Below are 14,060 nucleotides of genomic sequence, written 5' to 3'. Positions count from 1 at the left end.
TTATTCCCCTTGCTCTAATTCAATATCACGGATTTGCCCTGAAAAGGTTTGCACAAAACTGGCAATACCCTGATGTTGATGTAGCCATTTTAAGGCTTGTTGATGTGCTTTCATTTCACGTTGTTGCTGTAAACGTAATGGCGTCATCACATTCACTTCTAATTGTTCAACCCAATTTATTTGCAAGCTATTATGACGGTCAATTTTCTTTAATGCTTGCTCAATATGTGGAATGAAACCATGTAACATCATTTCATATTGTCGTGGAATATTCAAGACTGATACACCAATAATATCGCCAGTCATCATACCATCTTGTATAAAACCTTGTATCACAGGCGATAATTCACTATGTTTGCGTAACCAATACTCGTACTTTTCCGCTGTCCACTGCCCTGTTAAATCTTGCTCTGGCAATTGTAAAATTTGTTGTGGACTTAATTCATTAGGCTGTACCAATTCAGGTACTTTACTCAACTGATGCGTATCTATCTGTGATGGCATGATAGTGCCTTCAGTAACCATCAATGGTTGTACTAATGCTGTATTTTCTTGCATCACAGGAATACTTGGTGCAGACGGAATAGCTTCCATAATGGTCGATTGATGAATAATTGGTGTTGATGTTTCATCATCAACATCAACTAAATCTTGTGTACCATCTAAATACATCAAACCTTGTATTTTCGTTTTTAATGACGTTTGTTGTTGTAAACTTGCTTCTTGTTCAAATACATCAATTAAATCATTTTGTCGAGTATCAAAGCGGATAAAATGCTCAGCTAAATCATCTAATTGTGGATAAGTGTTTAAATTATCCACATTTATAGACATTGCAGTAGGATTTTCTATAATCTGCGTATCTGTATCAGAAATATCCTGTTGAGATAATGGCTCAAAGACCGCTTGTTGCGTAACTTGTTCAATCGCATCTATTGTTGGCTCATCTATGCTATTGACCACAGTATCAGACATCGAACTTATAACATTTTCTCCTACTGTTGTAATATTTTCTATTTCTAAATGTTCCGTTTTTTCTTCTATTAAGGCATTTTCCATGCTTCTATTTTCAATCACTATTGATTGTGATGATACATTTTTGGGTAATACATTTTCTGATGATATAATTTCATTATTAGATAACGGACGAAATGCCAACAAACGTAAAATGCACATTTCAAATCCTTGTGCTTGTGTAACTGCAAGATTTAATTCATCACGTCCTTTACAGGCAATTTGATAATACAATTGCAAATCTGTCGCCGAAATACGTTGTGCCAACATTTGAATTTTTTGGTTAATATCTTGGCTATAATTTGCTGTTAAATTTGGCAAATGTTGCATTAAAGCCAATTCATGCAATGTTGAAATCAGTTGGTCTAACACCATCGCTACATCAATCGCTTGCTGACGAAATAACAATAATAATTCCGCCACCATTTGACGTTGATTTTGATGAATTGCGAGCAATAAATCATACACCAAATGTTTATCAATCAAACCAAGCATTTCTTTAACATCTTGCTGTTGGATAACTCCTTGCCCATAGGCAATTGCTTGGTCAGTGAGCGATAATGCATCACGCAATGAACCTTGTGCTGATTCAGCTAATTGCCATAATGCCCCATCATCATGATGAATCTGTTCTAAAGTTAAGATTTTGTCAATATGATGATGAATCTCTTCTATCGTTAAAGGACGTAACGTAAATTGCAAACAACGTGAAATCACCGTGATTGGTAATTTTTGTGGATCAGTTGTCGCAAATAAAAACTTAACATGCTCAGGCGGTTCTTCTAAAGTTTTAAGTAAAGCATTAAAAGAATGTGTAGAAAGCATATGTACTTCGTCAATTAAATAAACTTTAAACCGTCCTTGTGTTGGTGCATAGGGCACATTGTCCAGTAACTCTCGTGTATCTTCAACTTTGGTACGAGATGCTGCGTCAATTTCAATTAAATCAATAAATCGTCCTTCATTTACCGCTTGACATACATTACATTGTTCACATGGTGTAGCAGTAATACCCGTTTCACAATTTAGACATTTAGCTAAAATACGTGCAATTGTGGTTTTCCCCACCCCACGTGTTCCTGTAAATAAATAAGCATGATGTAAACGTCCTCGCTCTAAAGCACTGGTTAAAGCTTTAGAAACATGTTGTTGCCCAACCAATTCATAAAAATTATGCGGACGATATTTACGAGCGAGAACTTGATACATAATAAACTCTTAGCAATCTGTCTATATAATCATGATAAAAACAAAAGATTTATCACATGATGATTATGCGATAAATCTTTTGCCTATCATTAAACATTTAATCTCGAATTAATCACTTTCTAAGAATGAACGTAAATGTTCAGAACGTGATGGATGGCGAAGTTTACGCAATGCTTTAGCTTCAATTTGACGAATGCGTTCACGCGTTACATCAAACTGACGACCCACTTCTTCTAAAGTATGGTCTGTAGTCATATCAATACCAAAACGCATTTTCAATACTTTTGCTTCACGCTCAGTTAAATTTTCCAACACTTCTCGTGTTGCTTCACGCAGACCTTGTGAAGTCGCTGCATCGACTGGCGAAATGATATTTTGGTCTTCAATGAAATCCCCCAAATGACTATCTTCATCATCACCAATTGGTGTCTCCATTGAAATTGGTTCTTTAGCAATTTTTAACACTTTACGGACTTTAGATTCATCCATATCCAAACGTTCGCCCAATTCTTCAGGTGTAGGCTCACGACCCATTTCTTGTAATAATTGACGTGAAACACGATTAATTTTGTTAATAGTTTCAATCATATGCACAGGAATACGAATAGTTCGTGCTTGGTCTGCAATCGAACGTGTAATCGCTTGACGAATCCACCAAGTTGCATAAGTTGAGAATTTATAACCACGACGATATTCAAATTTATCTACCGCTTTCATTAAGCCGATATTACCTTCTTGAATCAAATCAAGGAATTGTAAGCCACGATTAGTATATTTTTTGGCAATCGAAATCACCAAACGTAAGTTTGCTTCAACCATTTCTTTTTTCGCACGATGAGCTTTCGCTTCACCAATTGCCATGCGTTTAGAAATGTCTTTAATTTCACTTACTTTTAAGCCAAGCTGTTGTTCAATTTCACCAATTTTTGCCTGATAAGCCATCACATCAGCACGCACTCGGCGTAGATAAACCTTTGTTTCTTCTGGAACTTTTTCTAATTGTTCATCAAGCCATGCTTGATTTGACTCTTGACCGGGGAATGACACACGGAATAATTCACGATCCATACGTCCACGACGCAAAGCATAACGCATAATTTCACGTTCATTTTGGCGAATTTGCTCATGTGTACCACGAATTGACTCTGCAATTAAATCAAATAAACGTGGCGTAAATTTAAACATCATAAATACAGCAGCTAATTCATCTAACGCTGCTTTACCATAAGCACTATGACGACCATTTTCCCTTACAATCGCATTCGTTTTATGCCAAATTGCCTCTAACTCTGCAAAACGTTGTTTGGCAAGTTCTGGATCTGGACCTGAATCATCATCACCCTCTTCACCTCCAACTGCAACTTCCTCATCACTTTCATCATCTAAATCAATATCATCATCTAAACTACCAGCCTGAGCATTAAGCTCTTTCTCTGCGTCCTCATCTAACACATCTGGAATTTCTTCGTTTAACTCTTCAGGGTCTAAATAGCCTGAAAAAATATCTGCTAAACGGCGTTCACCTGCTAAGTAAGTTTGATATTCATCTAATACTACATCAACTGCAGTTGGCCAATACGCAATTGATTTTAAAACATCACGTGTACCCTCTTCGATACGTTTTGCAATACTAATTTCGCCATCACGGGTTAAAAGTTCAACAGTCCCCATTTCACGCATATACATACGCACAGGGTCAGTCGTCCGTCCTGGTTCATTTTCTACCGAAGCTAAAACTGCCGCCGCCTCTTCAGCAGCAATATCATCTCCCACTTCCGATGTTTCACTAAACATGGCATCATCAGATTCAGGTGCGCGTTCATGCACAGGAATACCAACATCTTGAAGCATTTGAATAATATCTTCAATTTGCTCACTTTCTGTAATCGACTCTGGCAAATGGTCGTTAATTTCAGCATAAGTCAAATAACCTTGCTCACGACCACGAGTAATTAACTCGGCAACTTGGGATTTTTGAGATTCCAATTCATTTTCGCTCATGATGAATGACGCCTTAAATCTGCTTAATCATAATAAATTATCAAACAACGTTATTTTTAACTGAACGTTATTCTGATGTTAATCTCATATCATAGCATAAAATCATATATTCCTGCTATGCTCTAAGTAAAAATTATCTGTAAAAATTATGTTCTCTAAATTGAAAAACTTCATTATATAATGCTTATCATTATAATTAAGCTGTCCATCAATACACATAATATAGATTAAATAATCATCAAAAAATATATTTTTTCTATTTTTTAATAAAAATTATCAAAAAAACTTGACATTAGTTATAAAAAAAGATAAATAACGCAATTAAAATCAAACTTATTTTTGTGAGGATATGAAATGAGCCCACCAGATTTTGAACTAGATGATAATTATGGTGATGATGAAACGATTAATTTCGATGAAAATGATGCGAAATTAAGTAGTAAAGAATCTTTAGAAAAACGTCGCTTAATTGATGATTTACTTGCCCAACGCCGTTTAGAAAAAGAACTTAAAGACTTCGATTATGATTTCGATGATTTAGACGATTTTGATGATGAAAATGAATAATTGATTTTCACTTTTGTTTTTGAGATAAAATATGACTCAAGTTAATTTAGATTTACTCGCCGATTATTTAGATGGCGAACAAAACGAATATGGCTTAGATTTTGCTGCCACACATGGTTTTTTATGTGCTGTTGCAGTAGGCCCCCAATTTAGCAATTGGCTAAAAGAATTATTTGACCAACAACAGCAAAAAGTGCCACAAGAAATTGTTGAACACATTCAATTATGGTTAAAACAGATTCAAACTACATTAGTTAATGAAGAATTAATTGACTTCCCTTTTGAAATTGAAGAAGCTGATGTTGATTCAAGTCTAGGTGATTGGGCGGTTGGTTTTGTCGATGCACTCTTCTTAAACGAAGAAGCATGGTTCCAACCAGAATTGGAAGAAAATCTAATTGAACTGACTTTACCAATGATGGTATTTAGCGGTATTGACGAAGAAGACCCACAAATGGAAAGTTTCCGCCGTAATGGTCAATTAATGGACGAATTGGCTGAAGAAATTCCAGAAAATCTTACTGAACTTTATTTAATGTATCATACGGATGAATAATTAATTATTTGATTTCAATTGATAATTAAACTGTAGGGTGAATTATATTCACCCAAGTAATTGATTTTACAAAGGGTTTATGTAATAAACCCCTACATTTCAAAATATCAATTCTATATTATTCCAATGTTGATTTATGCCATTGCTCATACATTTTGGCAATGGTCGAAAAATCATCATTAGCAGTTGATTGACTATTGGCAATATTGACCAAATTACGCACCGTTGATAAAACAGGTGTGGCTAATTTTTGCTGTTGAGCCAAATCTAAGGCAATTCCTGTATCTTTATCTAACAGTGGCAGAGCAAAAGTTAATGGAAATGCTCGATTGAGTACACGTTGTGGAAATACTGTTTCTGTAACCATACTTTTACCACTAGATGCATTGATACACGTCAAAGCAGAATTTAAATCTACACCATGGGCTTTTAAAGTGCCTAACCCTTCAGCAACTGCACAAATATTCACCGCCATCAACATATTATTGACAGCTTTTACTGCAAAACCTGCCCCACTTTCACCTACATGTTGAATTAATTTACCAAAACATTGCATAGCAGGATAAACACGTTCAAAAGCTTCAGCTTGACCACCTACCATCACCGTTAATGTGCCATTTTCTGCACCGATGGTTTGCCCACTTACAGGTGCATCTAAAAAATCCACGCCATAAGTTTTTAAGTTTTCACTCATCGCTTTTGCATAGGCAGGCACACCACTCGTACAATCAACCCAAATGCTACCCGTTTTAAGCCAACCATGTTCTTCCGCTTGCAACATTAGATGATATACTTCTAAACTAGTTGGCAAGCATGAAAATATCACGTCCGCTTGAAAGGCTGTTGCCAAATCAACTGCTTGCGTTTGATATTGCTCGGCATGTTGTTGTGCTTTAGCTGTCGTGCGATTCCATACCCGCACATCTTGAAATTGTTTAGGCAAATGGCTCGCCATACGATAGCCCATCGCCCCTAACCCTAAAAAAGCAACTGATTTCATGATTTAAAACTCCATCAATAATTTGATATGTATCATATAAGAAATATTGACCTAGCTCAACGATAACAACCTAAAGTAATCCTTTCATTACCACCATAATCACGAATGGTTTTAACATCACTAAACTTTGCTTGTAAAAATAACTTTCGTATCGCCTGCCCTTGATTATAACCATGCTCAACAATTAACCAAGCATTTTTATTTAAATAATGTGGTGCTTGACCAATAATCACAACCAAATCCGCTAAACCCTGCTGTTCTGCAACCAAAGCACGGCGTGGCTCATAAGGTAGGTTTGCAAGATGACTATCAACAGCATCAATATAAGGTGGATTTGAAACAATTAAATCAAATTTACAATGATTATCAATCGCTTGATACCACGTCCCCAAAGCAAATTGCACATTCGATAATTGATGGATTTGAGCATTTTCTTGTGCAACATCTAAAGTTGCTTGATAAATATCCGTTGCAACTACTTGCCATGTTGGGTGTTCTTTCGCTAAAGATAAAGCGATTGCTCCTGTACCTGTTCCTAAATCCAATACTTTTGCTTGTGTTGGCAATATCAAATTTAAAGCCGTTTCCACTAAAATTTCTGTATCTGGACGTGGCACTAAAGTATCATGTGTTACTTTTAAATCCAAACTCCAAAATGGTTGTGAACCTAAAATATAGGCTAAAGGTTCGCCCGTATTTAAACGCTCAATCGCCGTTAAATAAGTCTGTTGTTGTGTTTCAGTCAATTCATCATTTGACATCAATTTTAATTCTAATGCGGAACAATTTAAAATATGTGCCAATAACCACATATTTTCTTGGCGTTCATAACTGTCTAATTCTCCGCGTAATGCAAGTGCTTGGGATATATTCATACTTGTAAATCATAGGGTTAATTTTAAATATTATAATGGATTTGTTGTAGTTTTATGAATAGTTATCATACTAAAGAATGGATATTTTGTTGTCAATATATTACTGATAGATAATATAAACTTCTTATGATAATTTAGTAATTTGTTCATATTGACATTTAAATAAGTAGCTGATAGTATAAAATACATTAATACATTTTATTAGGATTATAATGATGTCTATTTATCAAGAAATTTTAGATTGGTCACAAAATAAGCCTTTATTCATAAAAGATGCTTTGCGAAGAATTATTACACAATCAAACCTTACAGATACAGATATTGATGAACTAACATTATTGGTAAAAAAAGAATGTGGTGATACAACCATCAATCTAAATGCAATAGAGTTCAATAGTAGTCATTTTCCAGCCATTACAAGTCCAAACTCAACTTATCCCAAGCTATTCAGATTGAGTAATCCGAATAATATTTGTGCTTTAGACAATCAGGCTAATTTAGAGTTTGCACCAGATGGATTAACAATTGTCTATGGTAATAATGGTTCTGGAAAATCTAGCTATGTGAGAATACTTAGAAAGTTGTGTTGGAGTAGAAATTCTAGCATTGAATTGAAGAATAACATTTTCAATCCTTCAAATAATATACAAAAGGTTGATTTGACCTTAAAGCACAATAATTCAGACATTCAATATAATTGGGTGGATGGAAATACTGCTCACACTCACCCACTATTGAACTCTATCTTTGTTTTTGATAGCGATTGTGGCAATATCTATATTAACGATGAAAATCCAAATGAATATAAGCCAGTTGGCATCGATGTTTTAGAAAAGCTTATTGATACATTTAAGCAAATGAATGAAAAAATTGAAAATTCAATTGCTTCGTATCACACACAAAAACCCTCTTTAAGTAATGAGCTACTAAGAACAGAAGTATCGCAATGGTACAATTCAATGGAAAACTTAAGTCGTTTAGAGATTAAATCTTATATTGAGTGGACGCAAGAAAATATAAATAGGAAAAATAACTTAACTACTTTACTTCACGAACAGAATCCTAATGAGAAAATTCAAAATCTAAACGCCCAAAAAAGACGTTATTCTCTTCATATTGAACACTTAAAAAGAATTGAAGATTTATTTAATGAAGATAATGTTGGTCACATACAACAAATAAAAAATGCATTTGCTTCTGTAAGTCAAGCATATTTCTTAGCAAGTCAAAAACTGTCAAGTGTTAATACATTAGATGGTTTTGGCACTAATCCTTGGCGTACATTATGGGATTCTGCTCAAAAATATGCTCATCATTCTCATTTGTCAGATGGTCATAATTTTCCATCCCTGTTATCAGCTCAAAAATGCGTTTTGTGCCAACAAGAACTCGATGAAGTAGCAAAACGAAGATTGGAAGTATTTAATGAATTTGTTTTAAATGATGTTTCACAACAATTAGATGTTATTACCAAAACAATCAATAACTCAAAAAATTCATATAGTTCCATTCAGTTTCCAAGTTTGGAGGAATTATCAGAGTTATTGCACCATATACCTAATTTTGAAGATATTTATAATGAATTCTTGCAATCCATTATGGATTGTAAAAGAAATATTATTGCTTTTTTGAATAATGAAATGGAGGAATTGGTGTGCAATCCAAAGAAAATTACTCAATATATTCAAATAAGTATATTAGATATTGATAAACAAATTGGTGAGAATACTCAGCTAGCTAAAAATAGACAAAAATTATCTGATGAATTGAATGAATTAGTCGCTAAAGAGTTTCTTTTCAACAATAAAGAAAAAGTTATTCAATACTTTGATGAATATCAATCTAAAACTTGGCTAAAATTATGTCAGTCTAAATTAAATACCACTATGATTTCCCGAAAAATAGGTGAAATTATTGTGGACCAATCTGTTGCATTACAACATGAGGAGTTTATTAAGCATTTAGGGTCGTTTAATCAGGATTTAGCTAGCAAAATTAAAATTGCTAAAACTAAAACAACGAGAGGGAATACATATCAACAATGCCAACTCAATGTTAATGGCAGTAATCAAAAAATGAATACAATTTTAAGTGAGGGAGAACAAAGAGTCGTGGCATTGGCTAATTTTTTGGCAGAATGCACAATTGATAATCGTCAAAATACAATTATTTTTGATGATCCAGTAACTTCTTTAGATATGAATTATCGTGATTTGATTGCTGATAAAATTATTGAATTGTCAATAAATCGACAAATTATTGTTTTCACACATGACTTATCTTTTCTAAGGCTATTAATAGATGTGCATAAATCCAAACGCTCAATAGATTGTCATATTGCCAGTATTGACAAATATGATGGTGTTAGTGGTATTGTTACAGATGAAATTCCATATTTGGCTAAAAATGTCCAACAACGAATTGATTCAATCATAACAATTTTAGATGAATATAAAGCTATATCTCCCAATAAACAATCTGATAGAGAAATGAAATTGGATTCTGCACGAAAACGATTTAGAATGCTATTAGAGCGAACGGTTGAAGAGATTTTATCGGGTAAAACCTACGAAAGGTTTAGTAAAAATATTGCTTTTAAAAGGGGAAATTTATCTAGCTATATTGTTACGGAAAAAGCAGATATTGACTTTTTATTAGGTCTATTTGGCAAATATTCAATAACAGAACATGATGGTGGAATATCTACTATTTCCCAATTGCCAAACGAAACTGAAATTAGGAATGATCTTAAGGATTATAAGGATTGGAAAGATAGTTTTGCTAGTAGATTAAAAACTTTTAAAAAAGATAATAATTATGGTTAGCTAACATTTAACAAGATACTCACTTAGTCTAAGTGAGTATCTTATGTTTAGATTAAGGCTTTTCTAAAATTGCGGTTACGCCTTGTCCACCTGCAGCACAAATGGAGATTAAGGCACGCCCCGAACCTTTTTGATGGAGCAATTTTGCAGTTGTCGCTACAATACGTCCGCCAGTCGCTGCGAATGGGTGTCCAGTTGCCAAAGATGAACCATTAACATTGAGTTTCGCCATGTCAATTTCACCAAGTGGAGCGTCTAAACCTAAGCGATTTTTACAGAAATCTTCATCATTTAACGCAGTTAAAGTCGATAATACTTGTGATGCAAAGGCTTCATGAATCTCATAAAAATCAAAATCTTGCAGTGTCAATCCAGCACGTTGCAACATTTTTGGAATTGCATAAGCTGGTGCCATCAACAAACCTTCTTTTGTGCCATTTTTACCAATAAAATCAACGGCTGCTGTTTCAGTAAAGGTCAAGTACGCCAAAATTTCGTGTCCATGTTCAATCGCCCACTCTTCCGATGCCAATAACACACACGATGCACCATCAGTCAAAGTGGTTGAATTTCCAGCAGTCATTGTGCCACTATCACCACGACCAAAAACTGGTTTTAATTTCGCCAATTTTTCTACTGATGTATCAGGGCGTAAAGTTTGGTCACGTTCTACACCTAAAAATGGGGTGATTAAATCATCAAAAAAGCCTTCATCATACGCACGTGCTAAATTTTGATGGCTTTTCACGGTTAATTCATCTTGAGCTTGACGGCTAATGCCCCATTCTAAAGTGGTTAAGGCTTGATGTTCGCCCATCGACAAACCTGTGCGTGGTTCGCCATTTCTTGGTGCATCGAGCAAATCTTTCACATTGATTTTAGTTAAGGCTTTTAAACGGTCTTTGGCAGTTTTTGCGACATTTAATTCTAATAATACTTTACGCAAGCCATCACCAACCGCTAAAGGAGCGTCCGATGTGGTATCCACACCGCCAGCGATGCCGACTTCAATTTGTCCTAACGCAATTTTATTTGCCACTTGCATAATCGCTTGTAAACCTGTACCACACGCTTGTTGTAAATCATAAGCAGGGGTTTGCGGGTCAAGTGCGGTATCAAGTACGCATTCACGGGTCATATTAAAATCACGACTATGTTTTAATACTGCCCCTGCGACCACTTCGCCCAAACGTTGTCCTTGTAATTGATAACGTTCAACTAAACCATTTAAACTAGCGGTAAACATTTGTGCATTGGTTGCATTAAAATACACCGTATTAGAACGAGCAAATGGGATACGATTTCCGCCAATAATGGCAACTTTGCGAATAGATTGTGTCATAAAAAATGCTCCAAATTTGGCTAATCTGACATTATAATTTATCAGTCAATATACATTTATCTTAACTGTAACACAAAATAAATAAGCCTGTATTGACTTAAATGACATACTTGATTTCGATTAGGTCAAGTCATTTCTTGACAAAGTTCGGTATGATGTGATTGAAGTATGATATTCTTGATATAATGTTGGGGTGTATTCAATATACTCATCAATATATCATCAAACATTGGAGTATTCTCATGACTGATAAATATCAACAATTTACAACATCAACAATTGGTAAAATGGTCGTCAAAAATCTAGGCTTACCATCGCCAACCATTTTAGAACGTTTTAAATCGCCAACGCCTGTGGTGAGTGGTGCGGTATTGTTGGGTTCAAGTCAAGGTGGGATATTTGGTTCAAACATCGCACAAATTTTAAAACATATTCATGCCAATACTTTTGTCATGGGTGATGATGAACAAGTGCAAAATCTTTGTAAAGATGCTCAATTAAACACATCAGCCTACAATACAGAGCAAAAAAATAGCAAATTTAAAGCTGTGATTTTTGATGCGTCAGGTATTGAAAATAGTGAACAATTACAACAACTTTACGCATTTTTTAATCCGATTGCTCGTCAAATTTCAGTATCTGGACGTGTAATTATTGTCGGTTTAAATCCAAATACTGCATCAAGCGTAAAACAAGCAATTGCTCAACGTGCTTTAGAAGGTTTTGTAAAATCTGTTGCAAAAGAATTTAAAAAAGGTATTTCAGCTCAATTATTATACGTTGATGCTGATGCCAAAGATAATATCGAAAGTTCATTACGTTTCTTATTATCGCCACGTTCAGCCTATGTTTCAGGACAAGTGATTACTGTACACAAAGCAGATGTGGTACAACTCGATTGGAATGCACCATTGGCAGGTAAAGTCGCTGTAGTTACTGGTGCAAGTCGTGGCATTGGTGAAGCAATCGCTCAGGTGTTGGCTCGTGATGGAGCAAAAGTGATTTGTTTAGATGTGCCACAACAATTACAAGATTTAGAACGTGTGGCTCGTGATATTTCAGGTGAAGCCTTAGCTGTAGATATTACCGCTGATGATGCAGGTGAACAAATTGCGAAACACGCTGAAGCATTGGGTGGCTTAGATATTATCGTGCATAATGCTGGTATTACTCGTGATAAAACCCTTGCCAATATGAAACCAGAGGCATGGGATTTAGTGATGAATATTAACCTATCTGCGATTGAACGTATTAACGATTATTTATTGGAAAATAAAGCAGTTAATTTTAATGGTCGTATTATTTGCGTGTCGTCAATTAGTGGTATTGCAGGTAATTTAGGACAAACCAATTATGCGACATCAAAAGCAGGTGTGATTGGTATCGTTAAATATACGGCACCGCATTTAGAAAATAATATTACCATTAATGCTGTTGCTCCGGGGTTTATCGAAACACAAATGACCGCTCAAATTCCATTTGCCATTCGTGAAGCAGGTCGCCGTATGAATTCGATGAGTCAAGGCGGTTTACCTGTCGATGTGGCGGAAACGATTGCTTATTTTGCATCACCTGCATCGACTGGTTTAAATGGTAATGTGGTGCGTGTCTGTGGTCAAAGTGTGTTAGGGGCGTAAATGAAAATCGTGCATTTTAAAGAATTTCCTAAAGCCTATCAGGCTTATCCCAATGTATTAAAAAGCGTGGTTTTGGGACAGCTCAATAAATTTAAGGCGAAAAAACGTGCTCAAATTGGTACGCAACTTCCTGAAGTGCAATATCTCGTTGATGATTTTCAGGTTGATGTCAATCATTTACGCAAATATTTGAATATTTGTGAATTTCCTGATAATGGAACTGTACCAGCGATTTATTTTGCGGTGTTGGCTCAAAGTTTACAAATGCAAATGATGAGTCAAGAAGCCTTCCCATTTGATATTTTGGGCTTGGTGCATATCGCTAATCGTATTGAGCAAAGTCGTCCGATTCATCAACATGAACATGTGAGCCTAAGCTGTCAATTTGGCGAACTGCAACCGCATGATAAAGGCGTGCAATTTGCCTTTATCATCGCTGTAAAAGTAGATGATGAAGTGGTTATAACAGCAGAAACCACTTATTTATCACGTCAAAAAACAGCAGAAAGTAAAAATAAAGAAAAATCTCATGATGATGTGCCGAATTATCAGCCTATTGCAATATGGACATTAGCTGAAGATTTAGGTCGCCGTTATGCAATGATTTCAGGAGATTTTAATTTAATTCATTTGCATGAAAAAACCGCAAAATTATTTGGCTTTAAACGTGCAATTGCTCATGGTATGTGGTCGAATGCTCGTGCATTGGCAAATTTAACTTTACCGCCTGCTTATCAGCTTGATGTACAGTTTAAATTACCGATATTCTTGCCTGCCAAAGTCGAATTATTAAGCGAACAAAATGGGCAACAAACGCAAGTATTACTGCGTCAGCATGATGGCAATAAACCACATATGACGATGGTCATTATTCAAAATTAATCATAAACACCGTACACAATCTGTACGGTGTTTCTCTATGTAACCTAAATTCGGCTTAACAAAAAACACTCCAAACTCACGTTAAATATAATTAGATGATGTTAGAAATCATCACAATATGCTAAAATAATGTGATGTTTAACTGATTTTTT

General features: G+C 35.1%; 9 protein-coding genes and 1 pseudogene. 5 read left to right on the top strand and 5 right to left on the bottom strand.

Annotated features, from left to right (window positions below):
• Positions 1–2,223: a DNA polymerase III subunit gamma/tau gene (dnaX, locus tag LU301_RS03870; RefSeq protein ID WP_305272749.1), complete on the bottom strand. Its 2,223-nt coding sequence runs from the start codon at positions 2,221–2,223 to the stop codon at positions 1–3.
• A 108-nt stretch (positions 2,224–2,331) separates the two neighbouring features.
• Positions 2,332–4,224 carry an RNA polymerase sigma factor RpoD gene (rpoD, locus tag LU301_RS03865; protein ID WP_305272746.1) on the bottom strand — a complete coding sequence of 631 codons (1,893 nt, stop codon included), beginning with the start codon at positions 4,222–4,224 and terminating at the stop codon, positions 2,332–2,334.
• A gap of 354 nt (positions 4,225–4,578) precedes the next feature.
• Between rpoD and LU301_RS03860 the strand changes: the two genes are divergently transcribed.
• The gene (locus LU301_RS03860) at positions 4,579–4,791 is read left to right on the top strand and encodes a PA3496 family putative envelope integrity protein (RefSeq protein ID WP_305272743.1); all 213 of its coding nucleotides are present in this window, start codon (positions 4,579–4,581) and stop codon (positions 4,789–4,791) included.
• Between the two features lie 31 nt (positions 4,792–4,822).
• Positions 4,823–5,347, top strand: coding sequence for a YecA/YgfB family protein (locus LU301_RS03855; RefSeq protein WP_305272739.1), 525 nt, complete (start codon positions 4,823–4,825; stop codon positions 5,345–5,347).
• Positions 5,348–5,465: 118 nt separating this feature from the next.
• Here the strand turns inward: LU301_RS03855 and LU301_RS03850 are convergent, their stop codons facing one another.
• Together LU301_RS03850 and prmC are read right to left on the bottom strand one after the other, a co-directional pair.
• Positions 5,466–6,350 (bottom strand): NAD(P)-dependent oxidoreductase, encoded by an 885-nt coding sequence (locus LU301_RS03850; protein ID WP_305273942.1) that lies wholly within the window; start codon positions 6,348–6,350, stop codon positions 5,466–5,468.
• A gap of 53 nt (positions 6,351–6,403) precedes the next feature.
• Positions 6,404–7,222 carry a peptide chain release factor N(5)-glutamine methyltransferase gene (prmC, locus tag LU301_RS03845; RefSeq protein WP_305272735.1) on the bottom strand — a complete coding sequence of 273 codons (819 nt, stop codon included), beginning with the start codon at positions 7,220–7,222 and terminating at the stop codon, positions 6,404–6,406.
• A gap of 215 nt (positions 7,223–7,437) precedes the next feature.
• Between prmC and LU301_RS03840 the strand changes: the two genes are divergently transcribed.
• Positions 7,438–10,047, top strand: coding sequence for an AAA family ATPase (locus tag LU301_RS03840; protein WP_305272731.1), 2,610 nt, complete (start codon positions 7,438–7,440; stop codon positions 10,045–10,047).
• A gap of 52 nt (positions 10,048–10,099) precedes the next feature.
• On the opposite strand, the pseudogene LU301_RS03835 reads toward LU301_RS03840, so the two are convergent.
• Positions 10,100–11,380 (bottom strand): annotated as a pseudogene (locus tag LU301_RS03835) (acetyl-CoA C-acetyltransferase); the annotation flags it as partial.
• 251 nt (positions 11,381–11,631) lie between these two features.
• Between LU301_RS03835 and LU301_RS03830 the strand changes: the two are divergent.
• The gene (locus LU301_RS03830; RefSeq protein WP_305272729.1) at positions 11,632–13,026 is read left to right on the top strand and encodes a 3-oxoacyl-ACP reductase; all 1,395 of its coding nucleotides are present in this window, start codon (positions 11,632–11,634) and stop codon (positions 13,024–13,026) included.
• On the top strand, positions 13,027–13,908 hold the full coding sequence (locus tag LU301_RS03825) for a MaoC family dehydratase (RefSeq protein ID WP_305272728.1): 882 nt from the start codon (positions 13,027–13,029) through the stop codon (positions 13,906–13,908). It abuts the gene before it with no gap.
• Positions 13,909–14,060: the final 152 nt, after the last annotated feature.

This window comes from Moraxella sp. ZY210820, from assembly GCF_030674635.1.
GTDB lineage: Bacteria > Pseudomonadota > Gammaproteobacteria > Pseudomonadales > Moraxellaceae > Acinetobacter.
This window is presented reverse-complemented; position numbering and strand designations above follow the sequence as displayed.

Excerpts from the sequence above, each read along its gene's own strand:
- dnaX (WP_305272749.1), bottom strand. The coding sequence starts at position 2,223 with ATGTATCAAGTTCTCGCTCGTAAATATCGTCCGCATAATTTTTATGAA.
- rpoD (WP_305272746.1), bottom strand. The coding sequence starts at position 4,224 with ATGAGCGAAAATGAATTGGAATCTCAAAAATCCCAAGTTGCCGAGTTA.
- LU301_RS03860 (WP_305272743.1), top strand. The coding sequence starts at position 4,579 with ATGAGCCCACCAGATTTTGAACTAGATGATAATTATGGTGATGATGAA.
- LU301_RS03855 (WP_305272739.1), top strand. The coding sequence starts at position 4,823 with ATGACTCAAGTTAATTTAGATTTACTCGCCGATTATTTAGATGGCGAA.
- prmC (WP_305272735.1), bottom strand. The coding sequence starts at position 7,222 with ATGAATATATCCCAAGCACTTGCATTACGCGGAGAATTAGACAGTTAT.
- LU301_RS03840 (WP_305272731.1), top strand. The coding sequence starts at position 7,438 with ATGTCTATTTATCAAGAAATTTTAGATTGGTCACAAAATAAGCCTTTA.
- LU301_RS03830 (WP_305272729.1), top strand. The coding sequence starts at position 11,632 with ATGACTGATAAATATCAACAATTTACAACATCAACAATTGGTAAAATG.
- LU301_RS03825 (WP_305272728.1), top strand. The coding sequence starts at position 13,027 with ATGAAAATCGTGCATTTTAAAGAATTTCCTAAAGCCTATCAGGCTTAT.